This is a genomic window from Granulicella tundricola MP5ACTX9 (assembly GCF_000178975.2).
In the GTDB taxonomy this organism is placed as follows: Bacteria; Acidobacteriota; Terriglobia; order Terriglobales; family Acidobacteriaceae; genus Edaphobacter; species Edaphobacter tundricola.
In genome coordinates this window covers 4,110,829-4,131,588 of record NC_015064.1, presented here as the reverse complement: position 1 = coordinate 4,131,588, position 20,760 = coordinate 4,110,829, and the positions used below count along the sequence as shown (strand labels likewise).

19 protein-coding genes are annotated in these 20,760 nt (G+C 59.7%); 12 read left to right on the top strand and 7 right to left on the bottom strand.

Annotated features, from left to right (window positions below):
* Positions 1-197: 197 nt before the first annotated feature.
* The gene (locus ACIX9_RS18075) at positions 198-932 is read left to right on the top strand and encodes a helix-turn-helix domain-containing protein (protein WP_013581944.1); all 735 of its coding nucleotides are present in this window, start codon (positions 198-200) and stop codon (positions 930-932) included.
* Between the two features lie 22 nt (positions 933-954).
* Here the strand turns inward: ACIX9_RS18075 and ACIX9_RS18070 are convergent, their stop codons facing one another.
* From ACIX9_RS18070 to ACIX9_RS18060, 4 genes are all read right to left on the bottom strand, one after another.
* Positions 955-1,515, bottom strand: coding sequence for a hypothetical protein (locus ACIX9_RS18070; protein ID WP_013581943.1), 561 nt, complete (start codon positions 1,513-1,515; stop codon positions 955-957).
* Entirely contained in the window at positions 1,516-2,295 is a 780-nt protein-coding gene (locus ACIX9_RS18065; protein WP_013581942.1) for a hypothetical protein, read from the bottom strand.
* Between the two features lie 61 nt (positions 2,296-2,356).
* On the bottom strand, positions 2,357-2,560 hold the full coding sequence (locus tag ACIX9_RS26020) for a hypothetical protein (RefSeq protein WP_157477676.1): 204 nt from the start codon (positions 2,558-2,560) through the stop codon (positions 2,357-2,359).
* A 292-nt stretch (positions 2,561-2,852) separates the two neighbouring features.
* Positions 2,853-3,128 carry a KH domain-containing protein gene (locus ACIX9_RS18060; protein ID WP_013581941.1) on the bottom strand — a complete coding sequence of 92 codons (276 nt, stop codon included), beginning with the start codon at positions 3,126-3,128 and terminating at the stop codon, positions 2,853-2,855.
* Between the two features lie 248 nt (positions 3,129-3,376).
* On the opposite strand from ACIX9_RS18060, the gene ACIX9_RS26550 reads away from it, so the two are divergent.
* The 8 genes from ACIX9_RS26550 to ACIX9_RS18025 all read left to right on the top strand — a co-directional run bounded on the left by ACIX9_RS26550 (position 3,377) and on the right by ACIX9_RS18025 (position 9,655).
* Complete coding sequence (locus tag ACIX9_RS26550) at positions 3,377-3,547, top strand: hypothetical protein (protein WP_013581940.1); 171 nt, start codon at positions 3,377-3,379, stop codon at positions 3,545-3,547.
* Positions 3,548-3,635: 88 nt separating this feature from the next.
* On the top strand, positions 3,636-3,950 hold the full coding sequence (yajC, locus tag ACIX9_RS18055; protein WP_013581939.1) for a preprotein translocase subunit YajC: 315 nt from the start codon (positions 3,636-3,638) through the stop codon (positions 3,948-3,950).
* A 221-nt stretch (positions 3,951-4,171) separates the two neighbouring features.
* Positions 4,172-5,779, top strand: a complete 1,608-nt coding sequence (gene secD / locus ACIX9_RS18050) for a protein translocase subunit SecD (RefSeq protein WP_013581938.1) — start codon at positions 4,172-4,174, stop codon at positions 5,777-5,779.
* 51 nt (positions 5,780-5,830) lie between these two features.
* The gene (gene secF / locus ACIX9_RS18045) at positions 5,831-6,793 is read left to right on the top strand and encodes a protein translocase subunit SecF (protein WP_013581937.1); all 963 of its coding nucleotides are present in this window, start codon (positions 5,831-5,833) and stop codon (positions 6,791-6,793) included.
* Between the two features lie 159 nt (positions 6,794-6,952).
* Positions 6,953-7,699: an energy transducer TonB gene (locus ACIX9_RS18040; protein WP_013581936.1), complete on the top strand. Its 747-nt coding sequence runs from the start codon at positions 6,953-6,955 to the stop codon at positions 7,697-7,699.
* A 181-nt stretch (positions 7,700-7,880) separates the two neighbouring features.
* Positions 7,881-8,627: a MotA/TolQ/ExbB proton channel family protein gene (locus ACIX9_RS18035; RefSeq protein ID WP_013581935.1), complete on the top strand. Its 747-nt coding sequence runs from the start codon at positions 7,881-7,883 to the stop codon at positions 8,625-8,627.
* A gap of 108 nt (positions 8,628-8,735) precedes the next feature.
* Positions 8,736-9,158, top strand: a complete 423-nt coding sequence (locus ACIX9_RS18030) for an ExbD/TolR family protein (protein ID WP_013581934.1) — start codon at positions 8,736-8,738, stop codon at positions 9,156-9,158.
* A gap of 62 nt (positions 9,159-9,220) precedes the next feature.
* Positions 9,221-9,655, top strand: a complete 435-nt coding sequence (locus ACIX9_RS18025) for an ExbD/TolR family protein (RefSeq protein ID WP_013581933.1) — start codon at positions 9,221-9,223, stop codon at positions 9,653-9,655.
* Between the two features lie 140 nt (positions 9,656-9,795).
* Here ACIX9_RS18025 and ACIX9_RS18020 read toward each other — a convergent pair whose 3' ends face one another.
* From ACIX9_RS18020 to ACIX9_RS18010, 3 genes are all read right to left on the bottom strand, one after another.
* Positions 9,796-10,089: a hypothetical protein gene (locus ACIX9_RS18020; protein WP_013581932.1), complete on the bottom strand. Its 294-nt coding sequence runs from the start codon at positions 10,087-10,089 to the stop codon at positions 9,796-9,798.
* A gap of 235 nt (positions 10,090-10,324) precedes the next feature.
* Positions 10,325-10,894, bottom strand: a complete 570-nt coding sequence (locus tag ACIX9_RS18015) for an HIT family protein (protein ID WP_013581931.1) — start codon at positions 10,892-10,894, stop codon at positions 10,325-10,327.
* Between the two features lie 41 nt (positions 10,895-10,935).
* Positions 10,936-12,654 (bottom strand): M28 family peptidase, encoded by a 1,719-nt coding sequence (locus tag ACIX9_RS18010; protein WP_157477674.1) that lies wholly within the window; start codon positions 12,652-12,654, stop codon positions 10,936-10,938.
* 283 nt (positions 12,655-12,937) lie between these two features.
* Between ACIX9_RS18010 and ACIX9_RS18005 the strand changes: the two genes are divergently transcribed.
* The 3 genes from ACIX9_RS18005 to ACIX9_RS24070 all read left to right on the top strand — a co-directional run bounded on the left by ACIX9_RS18005 (position 12,938) and on the right by ACIX9_RS24070 (position 20,682).
* Complete coding sequence (locus ACIX9_RS18005; RefSeq protein WP_013581929.1) at positions 12,938-14,953, top strand: 30S ribosomal protein S1; 2,016 nt, start codon at positions 12,938-12,940, stop codon at positions 14,951-14,953.
* Positions 14,954-15,222: 269 nt separating this feature from the next.
* On the top strand, positions 15,223-18,981 hold the full coding sequence (locus ACIX9_RS18000) for a carboxypeptidase-like regulatory domain-containing protein (protein ID WP_013581928.1): 3,759 nt from the start codon (positions 15,223-15,225) through the stop codon (positions 18,979-18,981).
* Between the two features lie 381 nt (positions 18,982-19,362).
* Complete coding sequence (locus ACIX9_RS24070) at positions 19,363-20,682, top strand: PP2C family protein-serine/threonine phosphatase (RefSeq protein WP_013581927.1); 1,320 nt, start codon at positions 19,363-19,365, stop codon at positions 20,680-20,682.
* The last annotated feature ends 78 nt before the right edge of the window (positions 20,683-20,760 follow it).

Below are 20,760 nucleotides of genomic sequence, written 5' to 3'. Positions count from 1 at the left end.
GATGCGAAAGGTGAATGATCGGTCTATATTGTGTAAAAGCAATAATTTACTGCTGTCGCTCTTGACTGGTTCCCAGATCTGGGAGCCGGACTGGGAGCCGGTCGAATGGGATTCCGAAGGGGATTCCCTGTCGGCGATCGGTCGTGCGGCGCAATTTCCAATCAGCTGTTGCTGTTTCTTGTACGGGAGACGGGTGAATGGAAGCCATCGGGATCAAGCTTCGTGCGGCGCGGGTGCAGTGGCAGTTGACGCTGCGCGAGGTGGAAGAGCGGAGCTCCCGCCTGGCGACGCAGTGGGGAAACCCGGCGTATCGCATCTCCGCGAGCTGGCTGGACCGGGTTGAACGCGAGAACCGTGGTCTTTCGGCGACGAAGCTGATTGTGCTGGCGTCCGTGTATGGACTGACGGCGGAGCAGATGCTGGGTCTGTGCCCGGATTCGACCGTGCTTCCCATGCAGACGGAGAAGGTTTCCAGCCCGAACGCCACACTGCTCCTGGAAGAAGGGGCCCTGGAGCAGCGAGCGAAGCTGTGGCTGCCGGACAAGCTGGTGACCGACGCTCCGCCGGCGAGCACGACGCTGCTGCCGACCGAGGATGGAACGATTCCGACGCACTATCGGCGCGGGATCATCGGGCAACTGGACCGGACGCTGGAGCCGATGATCCGTGCGGGCTCGATCGTGCTGATCGACACGCAGAAGCGTGCGATCGCGGGGCGCAAGGAGTGGAACCACGAGTTCGACCGCCCGATCTACTTCCTGCTGACGCGGACGGGGTATGTTTCAGGATTCTGCGAGCTGGATAAGGAATCGGAGTGGCTGACGCTGATCCCGCACGCGCTTTCGTTCGAGACGAACAAGCGTTGGCGCTATCGCAAGGAGATTGAGGTGGTGGGGACGGTCGCCGGGGTGTTTTCTCGGCGCTTTGCCTGAGCGGGCGTTCGCTAAAAGGCGGCTAGAGAGCGGATTCCAGAGCTGCGAGGCGGGACTGATCGAGTTGCTGGTAAAGGGTGATGAGGCTGCGGGTCATCTTGTAATAGGTGGTAACGGCACGCTGGGCGTAGTCGGGGAAGACTGACTCGAGCTTATCCACCTGGGCCGCGCCTTTGAGGCGGCCGATGTGCCATTCGAGCTCACGGGCGTTGAGGCGAAGCTGCTCTGCGACGACGATGGCCTCGGGATAAAACTGCTGGAGATAGCTGGCGAGCTTGATGAGGACCTCACAGTTTTCCTGCAGGATCTCCAGACCGTCCATGCCGCCGATGAGGGTCCAGACCTGGGATGGATCGAGTTCCCTGCCGTCGGTCGGGCGCGTCGGGTCGTTTGGATCGTCGATGAGGTCATGCGCAATGAGGGCGATGTTGTTGCGGTTGACGAAGGCGAGCTCGTCGAGCAGATCTTCCCAGGTGGAGTGGGAGACGCGCCGGGTGCGGATGAGGTAGTAGCCGGCGATGGCCAGCAGGGCGGCGGAGAAGACGCAAACGGCCAGGAGAAAGTGGAGATTGCGGGCGTCCATCTAGCCTCTCCCCTGACGTATGGCCTGTACATCCGCGGCGGACTGGCGCTCCAGCGAAGCTAACTGCCGGCGCATCTTCTCCGGCATCTGGCGGGGGGACGGCGCGTCGAGCCAGAGGGTGACGATCCAATACACGAGGCAGACGAGATAGAGGGCGATCCGCACGTGCGAGAGCATGCGGTAGGCGTCGGAGTTGTTGGCGACCCCAAGTACGGTGGTGGCGGAGTCCGTGACGATGCCGGCGATGGAGTAGACCCCGAGACCTTGCGCGATGCGGGCGACGTGGGTCTTCCAGGGCAAGCCGAAGGTGACGGCGAGGACGATGAGGCCGACGAAGAGCTCGCACATAAGCGCGGAGGAGAAGAAGTTGCCGCGGATGACGACGGCCTGGCGGAGGGTTTTGGTGGCGGGTGTAGCCAGGAAGGTCAGCGCGCCACCGACGGCCACGCTGGCGAGGGTGACCCAGAGGAGATTGCGGCGGATGCCGGGGGCCCACTCGCCGAGCGGCCGGAAGATATGCCAGGCGACCTCATAGATGACGAGAAGCTGGAGGACGACGTCGACGATGGCGAGGGTCCAGTAGGTGAGGAAGTAGCCGTGCCTGGTGCCGTGCCGGAGGGTGAAGTAAAGGACGACGGTCCGGATGATATTGGCGGCGATGAGGGTGGTGAAGAGAGGAAAGAGCGTTGCGCGGTGGCGGATCAGCAGCACGCCCAGCAGCAGGATGTGGCCTGCCAGGCCAGCTGCCCAGAAGAAGAGATCAAGGCCGGTCAACTGCATCTCGATCGTTCTCTCTTTCCCCTGGGTTTGGCTGGCCTGGCCGCCTTAGCTTGCAGCCAGTCTACGACAACTGCCAGAGGATGAGGGGCATGAACGTGACATCGTCAATGGGCTGAGGGTCGGTCCCGGTGACGACGGTGGGGGGCGGTGGTGGCGGCGGCGGCGGCGGCGGAGCGCTGGATTGGCCGATGGCTGTGTGGAGCGGGGCTGCAAGTACGACGAGCATGAGGGCGGATGAGAGAGTGCGAAGAGCGTGCCTGGTCACTTTTTAGTCTCCTGGAGCGCATGTGCGCTGGCCGGAGACTAGGGACTAAGGCTGGGAAGTTTGCTCGCAATCGGGAGCTGTTGTGTAACAGAAACGGTTACGGACGGAGGCGCTGAAAAGCCGCGCCAATCAAGGCTTTTCAGCTTGCGGATGAAGACCTTGGAGGACAAGCGATCTGTGAGTTCGATTGTCGATGAGCAACGGTTTGCGTTGCTTTTGGGGGTGCGGTCCGGAAGGAACCGTGGAGGGACACGGCTCTGGGGTTCAGGATGTGGTCAGGGGGCGGTTGGGGTTAGTCGATCTTTCGGATGTCGAGCTCAAAACGCTGCTGCAGCCTGATGCCGGCGGCAGCGATCAGGATGCGAAGCGAGCGGGCGGTCCGGCCCTGTTTGCCGATGACCTTGCCCAGGTCGGCGGCGGCGACTGTGACGCGCAGGGTAGTGGAGAAGGTGCCGGAGATGGCCGACACCTCCACAGCCTGGGGGTCTTCCACAAGCGCGACGATGAGTAACCGAGTGAAGTGCAGCATCTCTTCCGTAGCGTTCTGTGGGTGTGAAATCACTGTCATTTCAGGGTTCCTAAAGGGTCTCGAAAACGGACTGTGTAAGGTTCGTCCACTTCTGACGCGCGTACACGGGGTTGGATGCAATTAAGGTGTCGTTCTATGTCAAATGCTTCACACTCGTTACGAACCCTCACCTGGATGGAAGCAGACCTTCCGGATGGCTGAACTGGCCGACAGCCCGTGCTATGCTGGCCTCGCGCTCCGCTGGGCGGACCGCGTTGTTAAATCGACAGGGAACAAAAGGAACGATCATGGGATTCTTTGAAGAAGTAGCAGGAGCGGTCGTCGCGGTGGAAGGTCTGAAGAAGGTCGATCCGGATGCGTCCATTATTACCGAAGGCATCGCCGCCGTGGTTGGGTTTGAGGGCACAAAAGAGGTCACGGAACACTTTGAGAAGAAGGAAGAAGAGAACAACGGATAACCGTGAGCGCGTCAGCCCGCCCCCGCGGCTTTCTTGACACGCGGGGGTGGGTACGCAATGCTTAGGGTTGAGGTGACGGCAGTTGGTCATGTTGGGCATGTGGTTGCAGAGTGCGGGTTTTCTGGGGAACGGCGGGATCACGAGTCTCGCGTTGCCAGTGCTGTTTTTTGTTGCGTTGTACTTCCTGATGATCGCGCCCAACCAGAAGAAGCAGAAGGCCTGGACCCAGATGCTGGCGGACCTGAAGTCCGGCGATACCGTCACCAGTACCGGCGGCCTGCGTGGCCTGGTGCTGCAGGTCAAGGACGATTGCGTCATCGTGCGCACCCAGCCGGACGGCGTCAAGCTGGAGTTCGTGAAGAGTTCTATCGCGGCCGTAGTCACCGCTGAAGATAAGAAGTAGACCCCAAAAAGCGGCGGCAGATGACTCCCAAGCAACCTCTTGCGGGGTTTTCGTGCTGCTGGTTACGCCTTAGGGTAGACTGAAGTGATTCAGGATTTCAGTTTGTGCTGGATCAAGATCAGACCGTCTGCCCGGCTTTGAACGGGCGCGGGTGAAGGAAGAGAAAAAAGGTTTGGCTGTGGAGCCTGCGGGCGCCCGGCTGACTCCCTTTGACCAAGATCATGGGCAAGAACCTCGCTACGAAACTGGCTGCAATCGTCGTTGTCCTGCTGTTTTTCATCTACGGCATCATCGGCATCCCGCACGGCAGCCTGAAGCAGTCCATCGCGGACAGGATTCACCTGGGGCTCGACCTCAAGGGCGGCATTCACCTTGTGCTCGCGGTTCATGTTGAAGAGGCTGTGGCCTCGACGACGGACCGCGACGTCCAGCGCCTGGAGGCGGCTCTGCCCGCCGGCGGCGTCACGGGCGCGACCGTGGGCAAATCTGACCCTGCGCACCAGGACATCATCACCATCACTGGCGTGCCAGTGGGGCAGATGAGTTCCCTGCGCACGCTCGTCGGCGGCAATGATTATGCGTCGTACGAGGCGTCCAGCCAGCCCGACGGCAGCATGCGCCTGACGATGAAGCCGACCGCGATCTCGGATCTCGAAGCGCGTACGCTCGAGACCTCCATCGAGACCATCCGGCAGCGCGTCGATTCGCTCGGCGTCTCCGAGCCGACCATTCAGAAGTACGGTCTGGGCGACAACCAGGTGCTCGTCGAGCTGCCCGGTATCGCCAACGCCGACGAGGTGGAGCAGGCGATCCAATCGACCTCCAAGCTGGCTGTTTATGCCGTCGTCAGCGGCCCGTATGAGAGCGAGCAGGCGGCCATGACGACCCTGAACAACGTCATTCCCCCGGATGCGACGCTGGTTCACGGCCAATCCACTCCCAATTCTCCCGACCAGGTCTGGCTGCTGAATCGCGCCAGCGAGGTGGAAGGCACGGACTTCCGTGACGCCAGCGGCGGCACCGACGTCAACGGCCGCCCGAACATCCACTTCACCCTGACCACCGAGGCGGGCGACCGCTTCTATAAGTACACGGATGCGCACAAGACCGGCAGCCCCACGCCGGGGTCGATGGCGATCGTGCTCGGCAACAAGGTTCGTGAGGTTGCATCCATCAATGGAGCCATCCGCGACCAGGGCGAGATCACCGGCACGTTCACCCAGGCTGAGGTGGATAACCTCTCGCTGATGCTGCGCACAGGCGCTCTGCCGGCTTCGATCTCGTACCTTGAGACTCGGACGGTTGGACCTTCGCTCGGCGCGGCCAGCATTCGCCAGGGCGTGATCGCTGCAGTCGTCGGTATGGCCGCGGTCATGATCTTCATGCTCATCTATTACAAGGGCTCCGGCATCAACGCTGACCTGGCGCTGCTGCTGAACCTTTTGATTCTGCTGGGCTTCATGGGCTATAGCCACGCGACGCTGACACTGCCGGGTATCGCCGGAGTCATTCTGACGATCGGTATGGGCGTCGACTCGAACGTGCTGATCTTTGAGCGCATCCGTGAAGAGCTGCGAGCCGGCAAGACAGCCGCCGCAGCAGTCAAGGAAGGCTTCGCGCACGCCTGGATCACCATCGTCGATACGCACGTCACGACCATCGTCTCCGCCGCCATCCTGTTCCTCTTCGGAACCGGCCCGGTCAAGGGCTTCGCCGTCACGCTCACCTTCGGTCTGCTCGCCAACCTGTTCACCGCCGTGTATGTGTCGCGCCTGATCTTCGACGCGCACCTCAAGGGCAAGGAACGCGGCACGGCGCTCTCGATCTAAAGGCTCTTCAGCAAAAGCTTTCGCACTTGTTCTTCAAGGGATCTAAAAGTTATGGAACTGTTTCGTCAACCAAACGTCGACTGGCTGGGCAAGAAGTGGTACTTCCTGGCGTTTTCCCTGGTGTTCTCCGTCGCGGGCGTCTTCAGCCTGCTGTTCTGGCATCACCTGCCGCTGGGCGTCGACTTCAAGGGCGGTACGCAGGTTGTGACGCGTTTTGACTCCACGCCCAACGAGGACCATGTCCGCGCGGCCATGGACAAGGCAGGCATCCACGATGCGCGCATCCAGCGCATCTCCGGCGCGGCCAATGAAGTCTCGAACCAGGTCGTCATTGCCCTGCCCGAGTCCACTGCCACCGACTCCAACCACGACCAGGGCCGCTCCGCCGTCGAGAACGCCCTGAAGGCGAACTACTCCGACTCCGGCTTCCAGGTCCTGCAGGTCGATATCGTTGGCCCCACGGCCGGCAAGCAGCTTCAGAAGCAGGCCGTCTACGCGACCATCTACTCGCTTATCGGCATGCTGGTCTATCTCTGGTTCCGCTTTGAGCTGATCTATGGCGTTGCGGCCGTCGTCGCAGTCTTCCATGACACGCTGATCACCGTCGGTGCGTTCTCGTTGACGAACCAGGAGATCACCCTGACGGTCATTGCGGCGATCCTGACGCTGATCGGTTACTCCATGAACGATACCGTCGTGGTCTTCGACCGTATTCGCGAGAACCTGGCCCTCAGCCGTCGTGAGCCGCTGGCGGACGTCGTCAACCGCAGCATCAATCAGACCCTGAGTCGGACGGTTTTGAGCTCCGGCCTGACCTTCCTCACGGTACTCTCCATCTATTTGTTTGGCGGCGAGGTCCTTCACGGCTTCTCGTTCGCGCTGGTCGTCGGCATCCTGATCGGCACGTATTCCTCGATCGCGGTCGCCGCACCGATGCTCGTGGCGTGGCAGGATTGGCGTGCAAAGCAGGGCAAGGCGTCGGCTACTTTGCCTGCGGGACGTGTCAGGGCGTAGTATTTGCAGCACGATCCCTGCTCTTACTCCTTTGTGGGATTGCAGGGATCGGACCGGTCCAGACTAAATTCCTTCTTCGGGAACATTCTGGAACTCCCCGGTGTCTAAGGTGGTACGCTCGTTTTTCCGAGCAACGACTTCCTGTTCGAGGCTGCTCTCATGTTTGAAGATTCCCTCGTCGATTCCGGCGGCCGGCTCAAGACGAAGTCCAAGTACTGGATGATCGGTACTGGCATCTTGAACCTGTGCATCGTGGCGGTGCTGATTGTCATCCCGCTGATCTATCCGGAGGCATTGCCCCATACGGCGATGACGGCGATGTTGTCCGCGCCTCCTCCGCCCCCACCGCCTCCACCCCCGCCGCCACCTGAAGTAGTTGTGAAGCAGGTTAAGGTGGTCGTGACGCAGATCGACGACGCTCTCCATGCGCCCACGAAGATCCCCAAAAAGATCGACATGAGCAAGGAAGATGCTGCTCCTCCCCCGCAGGTCTCCACCGTAGTCGGCATGACCGGTATGTCCGGCGGCGCGGCAGGCGGTATCCCCGGAGGCGTGATGGGCGGTATGGGAACAGCTCCCCCGGTCGTCGTCAAGACGCCTGAAAAGCCCAAGGGCCCTGCCCGTATCTCGGGCGGTGTGATCGCGGGTAACATCATCGAGAAGACCCAGCCCACGTATCCTCCGATCGCCAAGGCTGCCCACGTCTCCGGTGCTGTCGTTCTGCACGCCATCATCAGCAAGAACGGCACCATTCAGAACCTCACCGTCATCAGCGGACCTGAGATGCTTCGGGCCAGCGCGCTGGACGCCGTGAAGTCCTGGCGGTACAAGCCCTACATCCTCAACGGCGATCCGACCGAAGTCGATACCACGGTCACCGTGAACTTCAGCCTTGGTGGCGGTTGATCCTTAGCCGCAACTAAGCAGAATTTGTTGAGCTCCCGTCAGGTTGGTTTGTAACCCCAGCCTGATGGGGAGCCGTCACAAAGTCCCGAAGCGGATTCGCCCGCTGACTCGCAGATCGTCGCGGCAGGCGAAGGCCACAGAGTTCAACCAACAGCTTTCATAGCCCGGAGGAAAGATTCCAGTGATTCTCGCCCACATTGCAAACGCCGCTACATCCGCTCACGTCACCTCGTCCCTCGCCATGCTGCAGGAAGCTTCCAACAGCTTCTCCCTGATGGACATGTGGGGCCACATGAGCTGGATTCCCCGCCTCATCGTCATGTTGCTCTTCATCATGTCGATCTGGTCGCTGGCGGTCATCATCGATCGCGCCATCTACTTCTCGGCCGCCCGTTCGCAGTCGCGTGAGTTCGCACCCAAGGTCGCCAACGCTCTCAAGACCGGCAACCTGGACGCCGCCATCAAGGTAGCCGACACCACCAAGAAGTCGCACCTCGCTGAAGTCGTCACCTCCGGCCTGCAGGAGTTCCGCAGCTTCGGTTCCGGCGGCGCTATCTCGGAGGCTCAGATCGAGTCCAGCAAGCGCGCTCTCGAGCGCTCTGAGGCCATCGTTCACTCCAAGCTGAAGCGTGGTCTCGGCGGTCTCGCCACGATCGGTTCGACGGCTCCCTTCATCGGCCTGCTCGGAACGGTTATCGGTATTCTCAACGCCTTCCAGCAGATCGCAACCCAGAAGACCTCGGGTATCGGCGCAGTCGCCGGCGGTATCTCGGAAGCTCTGGTTACGACCGCCTTCGGTCTCGTCGTCGCCATCCCCGCCGTTATGGCCTTCAACTACTTCACCAACAAGGTAGAAGCGTTCGACGTCGAGATGGACAACAGCTCGTCCGAGCTCGTCGACTACTTCATCAAGCAGAGCCACCGCTAGCACTCAGGCAGCAACCGTACCACGCTCGGCATGGGCGGCCTGAACAACTTCAGGCCGCCACCCGAGGCAAAAGGAAGCACCCGGAAACACCGGACGGAGTGTTAGCGCATGTCAATCTCGAAGCGGGACGAAGGAAAGAAGGTAAACAGCAACATCAACGTCACCCCCATGGTGGACGTGATGCTCGTGCTCCTGATCATCTTCATGGTCATCACGCCGATGCTGAACAACAAGGTCAACGTCGACCTGCCGACAGCCGCCGCGGCCGTCGTCATGGAAAACGCTAACAAGGAAGATGCAGTCACCGTCGCCGTCACGCGCGATGGCAAGAGCTTCCTCGGCGCGGACCAGGTCACCAACGAAGATATCGGCAGCAAGATCTCGGCGAAGCTGGAAAACAAGACCGATAAAGAGGTCTTCCTGCGCGCCGACAATCGCGCCAACTACGGCAAGGTCATGGACACGATCGATGGCATCCGCACCGCGGGCGTAAGCCAGCTCGGACTGCTCACCGAGAAGACCGAGAAATAAAGCTCGTAACAACCGCATACGGTTGAAAGCAACACGTTCCAGGAAAGACAAGGAGAACTGCTATGGGAATGGGTGGTGGAGGTACAGGCGGAGCAGTATCGGAGATCAACGTAACGCCGCTGATCGACGTGCTGCTGGTGCTGCTGATCATCTTCATGGTCATCGTTCCGGTGACCCCGAAGGGCTTGGACGCGATTGTTCCACAACCGCCCAAGAATCAGCAGCAGAATGAGCCGGATTCGAAGACGATCGTGGTTTCGATTCTGGATAACAAGGGCGGCGAGCCCTCGTACAAGATCAACGAGGATTCGATCGCCAAGAGCGAACTCGAAGCACGCCTGCAAGGCATCTTCGCAGTTCGTCAGACCAAGGTCATGTTCGTCAAGGGCGACCCTGATCTGTTCTACGGCAAGATCGCTGAGGTCATCGACTTCGGTCATGGCGCAGGCGTAGACAACATCGGCATCATCACGCCGCAGGTTGCAGCCGGACACTAATACGATCGCAGGTTCAAGAGAAAGCGGTTCGGCTCAGGCCGAGCCGCTTTTTCGTCCCTCGAGCCCCCTCCGCGCTCGCAGTCCAAACGCAAAGAACCCCGCACAGGGCGGGGTTGAAGATTTCAATCGATACCGGAAACTCAGGCTGCGGGGTTGATCCTTGCCATTCTGGAACCGCTCAGATTCAGGGCCAGCAACCGGCGCTCCAGGGAGCGCGTGGAACCGGTGATTTTGGCATCCTCAGATTCTTTTGGCATCAGGGAAAAGCGGCTCTTCAGGGCGGCGGGGGCGGTCCTGGCCTCGGACTTCATATTCGTCAGAAGCGTCGCGTGCGCGGACCGGTAAGGGCTGGGGGAGATGCGGGTGCTTTGGATCGGCTTGCGTAAGGATGAGGGGATGGTGTTCCGGGGAACGGTGGTAGGAGAGAGAGACATGGGAAACCTCCTCGCGCAGGCTCAAAGTTCAGGCCCGGAGTGAACCCGGGCGGAACCTCAACCTGACAGCTCGTGCGTTGAAGACCTGACGACTCGCGCCAGATGGCGCCGTTCTTGACTCAGCATGTAGCTCAGATGCTCGGTGGAGCAGATCCAGGAGGGGTAAAACCCAGGCGTAACTGCTTCTTGGTTACTCTGATGCTTGAGCCCCAGAAAAAGTTACTTGCTTTGTTCCTTAGTCGGCGTCGAGCGCCGCACGCAGACGTTTCCAGGTAACATCCAGTGTCTCCGGAAGGATTCTCGTCTCCGCCACCACCGTCATGAAGTTCGTATCGCCGAGCCACCGGGGAAGAATGTGCATGTGAAGGTGCTCGGCCACCCCTGCACCCGCCGCCTTACCCAGATTCATCCCCAGGTTGATTCCGGCGGGATCGTAGACTTCGCGGAGCGCCGCCTCCACCCGTTGCGCCTCACGGATGACCTCCTCGGCCTCGGCCACCGGCAGCTTGGCCAGAGAATCCGTATGCAGGTACGGCACCAGCAGGACATGCCCGCTGGAGTACGGGAAGGCGTTCAGGCAGATGTAGCCAAACTCGCCCCGGCTGACGATAAAGCCATGCGCCTCAGCCTCTTCCACCGGCATACCGGTCTCGATAGCCCAATCGACAGACCGGATCAGGTTGCAGAAGACGCAGCCTGTATCCTCACCGGGCCACGCCTCCAGCCCCTCCGGCACACCTTTGCGTCCACGCGGTTTCTCATCGGTTACATAGGCGTAGCGCCACGGGGTCCAAAGCCTGTCCATCCCCCGAGTATCCCCTTAGCGCTCCGCCCTGTGCAACCTGCCTACTTCTTCGCGCCCTTCTTACCGTCCTTCGTGGCGTCCAGGAAAAGACCTTCCAGCGGCTTGGCCTCTCCAGCCATCGGCAACTCCGGCCGTGGCAGCATGGCATCCCGCATCGCCGTGTTGTAGAGGAAGATCGCCTCAATCACCGAGGCCTGCTTGAGATCGCTGGGCGAAAGCCGCTCGTAGACGTCCTGGTTCGTATGGTGGGTGCGCGTCTCGTAGTCTCGCGGGTCCTGGATGAACTGGAACCCCGGGAGCCCGGCCATCTGGAACGGCACATGATCGGTGGAACCCGTGTTCCGCAAGCTGACCGTCGTCATCCCTAGGTCCTTCAGCGGAGCCATCCACTGCTGAAAGATGGAGCCGATCCCCGCATTGCCTTCCGCATAGATTCCCAGCAGCTTGCCCGTGCCGTTATCCATGTTGAAGTACCCGGAAAGCTGTGCCGCCTCCGGCTTCATCACAGGTGCAGCCGCCATTGTTTGCAGAAACTCCGGCACGTCCGCATCCTTGGGATCTTTGGAGAACTTGAACTCCGCAAAATGCTTGCTCACGTACCCGGACGAACCAAAGATTCCCTGTTCCTCACCGCTCCAAAGCCCGATCCGGATCGTCCGCCGGGGCTTCACTCCCAGCGAGGTCAAAATCCGCATCGCCTCCATCGCGACGATCGTTCCCGCGCCGTTGTCGGTCGCGCCCGTTCCGGCGATCCAGCTATCCAGATGCCCGCCGACCATGACCACCTGATCCTTGAGCGCAGGGTCGGACCCGGGGATCTCTGCAATGGTGTTGTAACCCTGTTCATGATCTCCGCTGAACTCCGTCTCGATCTCCGCCTTCACCGTCACCGGGACCTTCGCCGCCAGCAGCCGGCTCATACGCCCAAACGCCTCATTCGCAATCACCATCTCCGGGATCGCCTGCTTATGGTCCGCCCGATATACGTACCAGCCAAATGTCCCCAGCGTGTCGTCCTCGATCACCCCGCCAGATCCGCCCGGCGTCAACACCGCAACCGCCTTCTCGGCCGCAAAGAACTTTGCCACCTTCTCCTTGAACGCCAGGTCCCCAAACAAACCACGCCAGAAGCTCATATCAGTCGATTGCAGAACACCCTGCTCGGACATATCGCCATCCAGTGGATATTGCCCAAGCCCGGCCAGCTTCGCTACGTCATAGTGCTCCAGCAGCGGCTTTGGGTCAGGATTGATCTTGGGCGCATCGCCGTACAGGATGACCTTCCCTGCCAGTTTGCCCTTCCACTCGTCCAGATCCTTCTGCGTCTTCAGCGACGGAACCCGCACGACCTCCGCCGTCACCGCCTTGCCAAGGCTCGGCGACCATGGGGTCGCCTGCGCCAGAAACACCGCCGGCCCCGGCTTCATCATCTCCAGGGATGCACCCTTCTGTGTCCATCCCATCCCGAACTCACCCCAGCTCTCCAGGTGTGCGTTGGCGCAGCCCATCGCCGTCAATTGCTGCCTGGTCCACTCATTTGCCTTTTTCATGGCGGGCGACCCCGTCAGCCGTGGCCCAATGTCGTCAAACAGCGCGCTGCCATACTCCATCACATGCGACCGGTTGAACCCCTCATCCCGTATCCGAGAGTACATCGCCAGATCCACGTTCTCGCTCGCCGGCTGCGGCTGCCCCATCGCAACCGCCACGCCACCCAGACACACCGCCGCCGCCACCGAACTCCGTAACAAACCATTCATAATGCCGCAATTCTAAAGCACTCTCGCCCAATCTCCGCCGCCCAATCGGTTGACTCCAGCCTCAGCGGTTGATATCCTTTTGAGTGAGTAACTGCGTGTGGGATCCAAGTGCAGCCACTCCTGTTTTTGACTCTGACCGAAAACCCGTTCCTGAGCGCATGGCCTCCACACTGCCGTCCGGCAACTCTCCCCACGGGGATCAATTGCCAGCGGCAAAAAGAGAAAACAGCCGCCCTGTAACGAGCCAGGCAGAAGTTCTTGGATCCCGGAGTACGCATCAATCATGGTAGACGACCATAATCCTGAGTTAATCGAGAGCAAACCCCTGAACACCGAAATCGAAACCCTCGCGCCCGAAGCGACAGCGGAGAACACCTCCATGTCATCCGATTCCACCCCAACCGAAACCACCCAGATCCCGACCACGCCCTCTGAAAATCCCGCAAGTGGCCAGATCGCTCCGTCCCTCTCCGCCTCCACCTCAGACACTGAGGAAGAGGCCGGCGAAGTGGACTACGACGACTCCGACTTCGCCGCCGCACTCGCAAGCTTTGACCGCGAGCAGGCCGTCGACGCCGCCGCCGCCCAGAACCTCACCGCGGAAGAGGTCATCGTTACCGGTACCCTCGTCAAGATCACGGACAAGCACGCCATCATCGATATCGGCCTCAAAGCCGAGGGCCTTCTCGCTCTCGACCAGGTCAACAATCCCGATGGCACGCCCAAGTTCGCAGTCGGCGACCAGATCGAAGTAGTGGTTGAGCGTGAAGAGACCCATGGCGGCGGATACATCGTCTCCCATGAGAAGGCTCTCCGCCATAAGGTTTGGGACGTCCTCGAGGCTGCCGCAAACTCCAAGACCCCCGTCAAGGGCATGGTCGTCTCCCGCGTCAAGGGCGGCCTCACCGTCGACATCGGCATCAAGGCCTTCCTGCCCGGCTCCCAGATTGAAGTCCGCCCCGTCCGCAACCTTGACGGCTACGTCGGCACCGAGATCGAAGTCCGCGTCATCAAGCTCAACAAGAAGCGCGGCAACGTCGTCATCTCCCGCAAGGAGCTGCTTGAGGAAGACCAGAACGCCAAGAAGGCCGTCACTCTCGCCACCCTGGAAGAGGGCTCGGTCCTCACCGGCACCGTCAAGAACCTCACCGACTACGGCGCATTCGTCGACCTCGGCGGTCTCGACGGCTTGCTGCATATCACTGACATGAGCTGGGGCCGTTTGACGCACCCCCGCGACCTCGTCAATGTGGGCGATGAGATCCAGGTCAAGGTCCTCAAGTTCGACAAGGACAAGCAGCGCGTCTCGCTCGGCTTCAAGCAGCTCACGCCTGACCCGTGGCTTGACGCCACCGAGCGTTATCCCATCGGCGCCCAGGTTCGCGGCCGCGTCCTGTCCGTCACGGACTACGGCGCATTCGTGGAGCTCGAGCAGGGTATCGAAGGTCTCGTCCACGTCTCCGAGATGACCTGGTCCAAGCGGATGAAGCATCCGTCCAAGCTGGTCAAGCCCGGCGACGAGGTTGACACCATCATCCTCTCCGTCAACCCCAACGACCGCCGCATCTCGCTCGGCATGAAGCAGCTCCAGGACAACCCCTGGGAGGCGCTTGAGGACAAGTACCCCACCGGTGCCATCATCGAGGGTCGCGTCCGCAACCTCACAGACTTCGGTGCCTTCATCGAGATCGAAGACGGCATCGACGGCCTCGTCCACGTCTCCAACCTCTCCTGGACCAAGCGGATCAAGCATCCGTCGGAAGTCCTCAAAAAGGGTGAGAAGGTTCGCGCCATCGTTCTCGGCGTCGAGCCGGAGAACCGCCGTCTCTCGCTCGGCGTCAAGCAGCTTCAGCCTGACGTCTGGGATACCTTCTTCGCGCAGCACCGCATCGGCGACGTCATCAAGGGTAAGGTTCTGCGCACCGCGCAGTTCGGCGCCTTCGTTGAGATCGCTGAAGGTGTCGAAGGTCTCTGCCACGTCTCCGAAGCCGTTGACGCCACCGGCAAGCCGGTTGAGCTCAAGGTAGATGACGAGCACGAGTTCAAGATCGTCAAGATGAACCAGGAAGAGAAGAAGGTCGGTCTGTCCATTCGCGCCGTAGGCGAAGAAGCCAGCCGTGCCGAGGTCGAATCCTATAAGGAGCAGGCCCACCAGAGCAACAGCGGTGGCGGCGGCAAGAAGGGCGGCCAGGGCAACCAGGGCTCCTCGTCTTCTTCCGGCTCCAGCTCCAGCACCACCCTCGGCGACCTCCTTAACTGGAAGCGCGCCGAACGCGAAGGCGAAGAGTCCAACGACTAATCGCACCAGCAACCAGCCTCAAACAGAAGGGTCGCCCAACCGGGCGGCCCTTTTTGCTGTGCCGGTAATATGCTGTTCTGATATGAAATTCAATAAATATCCATATCTTCCTTCCAAATTCTGGAGCTTAGACAAACGTTTGACTTATGGCTTCTCGGGCTAAGTGTTGTGTTGCAACACTTAGTGAATGGCCCTTCAGTTGCTAAGCTATCTGCATACAGACACCTAAATCCCAAGTCACAGCAGAATGTGCAAGGAAAACTATATTGATGCGTAAGTCGACCCTCAGGCTCGCCCTCTCTGCCGCAACTCTCTTTGCAGCTCACGGCGCACTCCATGCCCAGGACAGCTCGTCCATGACCGGACTCGTCACGGACTCTACCGGCGCAGCCCTCCCGGGAGCTGTCATTACCCTGCGCAACCCCAGCACCGGTGCTCAATTTACGCAGAAAACGAACTCCAGGGGTGAATACCGCTTCGCCAATGTGCCTCCGGCCCCCTCGTATGTGGCCACCTTCAGCCATGACGGCTTTACCTCAATCGCTGTGAATGATCTGGCCCTGCAGGTCGGTGTCACCCGTACCCAGGATGAAGCGCTCGCCGCCGGTACCAGCCAGGAAGTTAGCGTCTCCGCCGGACGCGATGTAGTCACCATCAACACCACTGACGCATCCATCGGGAATAATATCGATCCCACGACTCTTGTCGACCTGCCCATCCAGGCGAGAGAGAGTGTTGCCGTTCTCTTCCTGCTTCAGCCTGGCGTCGCCAATAGCTCCTTTACTGGTGCTCGCACAGACCAGAGCTCCGTCACCCTTGACGGCATGGACGTCAATGACATCGCAGCCGGTTCCGTTTATGGCGGCGGCGGCGGACGCATCACTTCAGACGCACCCGTAGACTCCGTCCAGGAGTTCCGCGGCACGGTCGCAGGACTTCCCTCTGGCCTCGGTACCGGCTCCGGCGGCCAGTTCCAGCTCGTTACAAAGGGCGGTACCAATCACTTTCACGGCGATCTCAACGAGTATCACCGTGACACCGCCACCGAGGCTAATAACTGGTTCAATAAGAATCTGACGACTCCCGTCCCTCGCACCCCTCTCATTCGCAATCAGTTCGGCGGTGCCATCGGCGGCCCCATCAAGAAGGACAAGCTCTTCTTCTTCTTTGATTTCAATAACTCCCGCATCATTCAGTCGACCAACGTAGAGCGTGTCGTTCCTTTGGATTCCTTCCGTAACGGCCTCGTCTCGTACATACGGAATACGGACTCTTCCACTGGTGCTGCCTGCGCTGCCACCAGCCGCCAGAACACTACGCCCACTTGCATCGGCCAGTTGACTCCCGCTCAGGTTCAGGCGCTCGATCCTCAGAAGATTGGAGAATCAACCGCCCTCTTCAATTTCATCAATAGCGCATATCCTCACGCCAACGACCCCGCCTACTCCTCGGCGGATGGCATCAACACCGGCGGTTATCGCTTCAACTTTGCTGAACCGGACTTCCTCTACAACTATGTCGGACGTCTGGATTACAACCTCACCTCCAAGCAGCAGGTTTTCGTGCGCGGAAGCATCACCCGTGAGAACTCCACGCAGAGCGCAAACGCCTTCGACACCACCCCCGGTACGACCAACCCCTTTGTAGATCGCAGCTATAGCTACGTCGTCAGCCACGTCTGGCAAATCGGCCAGAACAAGGTCAACCAGTTCTATTACGGCGATACCATTCAGAAGTTCAACTTCCCGAGCCTCCTCGCACCCACCGGGACTACGGAATATGGGCTCGGTGGCAGCACTAACACGACCAGCAATCTCTTTGGTCCTTATAACAGCTACAGCTCTCAGAAGCGCCGCGTTCCCATCCCGGAGTTTCGTGATGACTTCAACTGGCAGCTCGGCACTCACAACATTGGCTTCGGCGGAACCTTCAAGTTCATCAAGACCAATTCACAGCTCATTAATGACTTCAACAGCGTGACCCTTGGGCTCGGTGGCGAAAACCTCACGCTCGATCCTACGGTTCGTCCAACAGTCGCCAATGGCTATGGCGTGAATGCCATCCGCACCGCTGGAACCACCTCGTCCGCAGTTTATGACGAAGCCTTTGCTCTGGCGCTCGGCCGCGTCGCCTCGGTTGGCAGCAGCTACAACTACAACGCAGTCGGCATCCAGACCCCACAGGGCACAGGTGCCGTCCGCGCTTATCGCTATTTCCAGACTGAGCTGTACGTCGGAGATACCTACAAGGTTCGCAAGGACCTCACTGTCACTTACGGGCTCCGTTACCAGCTTTACTCGGTTCCGTATGAAGCGCACGGTGAGCAGTCCATCCAGAACTTCACCTTCAACAACTACTTCGCAGCACGCGAGACCCAAGGCGCAGCCGGTATCTCCGGTGCAACCGCTCTGGCACCCATCACCTACAACCTGGGCGGCAAGGCGAACGGTGCGGCTCCCCTCTATACCCCCAGCTATAAGGATTTCGCGCCCCGTTTCGCCTTTGCCTATAACCCCTCCTTTGCGCCAAAGTCCGTCATCAATGGCTCCTTCGCATTGGTCTATGACCGCACGGTCATCAACGCGGTCAACTTCATCCAGGACCAGTCCTCGTACCTCTTCCAGAACAGCGCGAGCACGCCGTACGGTGGAGCTGGTGCTGCCGCCGGTCTCGGAGCCGCGAATCCCAGAATCGGCACCAACCTTGCCTACACCAATCCCAACACGGCTCCTGTCATCACCAAGCCGCTCAGCCCCTTCATCCAGGGCGGCGTTCCCGTTGGGCTTGCGGACAACCAGTTCAACACCATCGTGGATCCCACCCTCAAGGATCCCTACTCCCTTACCTACAACCTCGGCTTTCAGCAGGAGATGCCGGATCACTTCATCCTCAAGGTCAACTACGCCGGTCGTCTTGGCCGCCATCTCCTCGCTCAGGCTGACGCATCCCAGTTGGTTGACTTCAGAGATCCTGCTTCCGGTCAGTTGATGTCCACCGCCTTCGCCAACCTGACCAAGGAAGTCCGCGCTGGACAGGCCTATACCGCTCAGCCCTGGTTTGAAAACCAGGCCGGAAAAGGTAATACGGTCTTCCTCGCCAACGCACTGAGCTCCCTGGTCTCCAACGGAGATTTTGCAGACTACATCCAGGCGCTTCAAGCTGACGGCTACCTCGGCTATAACGTCGGCATGGCATCGCAGTTTGCGGAGAATACCTTTCTGACGAACAAGGGAACCTCTACCTACAACGGCCTGCTCGTCACCGTCAGCAAGAATCTCTCGCAAGGCCTGCAGTTCGACCTCAACTACACCTGGTCGCACTCCATGGATAACGTTTCGTCCAATGCCAACTCCATCTCTGCTTCAAGCGGAAACAACTTCGTCTGCGACGCAACAAACCCCAAGACCTGCTTCGCCAACTCCGACTTTGACGTCACCACTGTCGTCAACTCCAATTTCATCTATCAGCTTCCCTTCGGTCGCGGCCGGACTTTCTTCTCGAACGCGCATACCTTGATCAATGAAGCGATCGGCGGTTGGTCCGTCTCCGGGCTTCCGGCATGGCGCAGCGGCCTTTCGCTTGGTACTTCCTCCAACGCCTTCGTCGCCGGCTATGCCAATGACGCGCCCGCATTCTTCAACGGAAATCGCGCTGATGTGCAGGCACACGTCAAGAAGGATCCGACCACGGGTGCCGTCTACCTCTTTGGCAGCGCCAATGCCTCCACCAAGGCGCAGGCGGAGTTCTCCGGTCCTGTTGGACTCTCCTTTGGAAGCCGCAACAACCTTCGTGGACCTTCCGCCTTCACCATGGACGCCGGCCTCGGAAAGGTCTTCCCACTCCTTCCCAACGAGCGCCTCAACCTGAAGTTCCGCGCGGACTTCTACAATATCCTTAACCATCCCATCTTCAATCTGCCCAACACCGATATCACCTCCGGTAGCTTCGGTCAGGTCTCAAGCACTCCTACTGGAAATTCACCTGGTGCGCCTCGCGTCGGACAGTTCTCACTCCGTCTCGAGTTCTAACTCAGGCCCCAACCCACGCAAAGGGCGCTCCTCGAGCGCCCTTTTGCCTTACCTCAAACTATTTTTTGCGAAAACACTCAGCAAATTCGCATGTCAAGCCCCCTAAGCCTCTTGAAACGAAATAACCCGTTCCTTATCAATAACTTGAGTCTGAAAAATAGTTGGGGTATTTACCTCCCGCGATTCGGTACAATTAAAGCAGGCAAGAAATAAGCCGCAATTACATCCCATCACAACTTTCTGTGTACAAACTGAGAAACCCCAGTGTTGACGCGCCCCTCACCACGTTTGCGTGTGGTTCGTTGACCAGCATTTATGGTCGAAACACCACGATTTGTGGAACGTTTGTGGTGCGGTTTCCGTAGAATCGGTCTCAACCCGATGGTCATGCCCCGTAAGTTCTTTCGATCAAAACTCCGCCGTCTCTGGGCCCGCCTCTTCGCGCCCATGGCCCAGCACGAGCTTTACGAAGAACTCCTCTACTACACCCGCCGCAACCTCTCCCTCGACCAGCTCCTCGAAACGGTTCCCAACCGTATCTCCTTTGCTCTCAACCTAAGCGGCTTCCACGTCTTCCTCCGCGAAGGCTCCGAATATGTCCTCCAGCACCCCGCCACGCCGCGAATCACCTTCCCCGCCAGCTCCTCCACCGTCTCCCGCATGAAGCGGGAACGCAAACCCGCAATCTACGTCCCGCAAGGCTCAGACCGAGCCCCAATCGACGGCTGGCAGCACCTGGCCACCCCCAACGAAATCAACACGTTAGACCTCCTCAACGCTCAACTCCTGCTGTCTTTAGAGGGAAGCACTGGCTTGATGGGGTTTGTGATTCTCTCCCGTTCGCCGTATAAACCGTTTGATTCAAAGGAGTTACGTTTCCTGTTGGCGCTTGGACCTCAGATCGGCCGGGGTTTCGAGACAGCCCAGTTCGTCCTCTCCATCAGCCGCCAGGAGGTGCAACGCGCCCATCTCGCACGAGAACTGGAACTTGCCCGCGAGGTTCAGGAGCGCCTCCTGCCGGACGAAATTCCCATCGTGGCCGGCATCGACGCAGCCGCTGCATATCAAAGCGCCGAGCGCATCGGCGGCGATTATTACGATCTCTTTCTCGCGCCGAAGGGTGCGCTGTGCATCGTTATCGCCGATGTTTCAGGCAAGGGGCTCTCCGCTGCGCTCCTGATGGCGTCGCTTCGAGCTTCTTTGCATAGCACCATGCTGCAGCCGGATATGGATGCTGTTACCGCAGTTCAGCGGCTCAATACGCTGCTTTATCAGTCCTCTTCCGCAAGCCGTTACGCCACCCTTTTCTTCGCGATTTACGATCCGCATGAAAGCACGTTGACCTATGTCAACGCGGGGCACAATCCGCCGATCCTGCAGCGAGCGGACCGATCCCTTGTTCGCCTTGAGTGTGGCGGCTCGGTTGTTGGACTTCTATCGGGGCTTACGTATGAACACGAGATCATCGATTGGCGGCGCGGCGATCGTCTCATTGCCTGGACCGATGGTGTCACCGAGGCCTGTAACATTCGCGGGGAAGAGTGGGGTGAAGCGGGGCTCGAATCCTGCCTGTTGAAACAAAGGGATCTGACCGCCCAGGCGAGCGTGAGGGACGTCCTCACGGCCCTGAAGAGCTTTACTGCCGGAGCTGCTCAGAACGATGACATCACCCTGCTTGTCCTCAATCGTCTGACAGACTGAGTCGCGCATCATCCGATGAATCATTGGATTTCGTGTGCCTCCTTTGACTCGGGAGGCAATCCCGGACTAACATCCGGT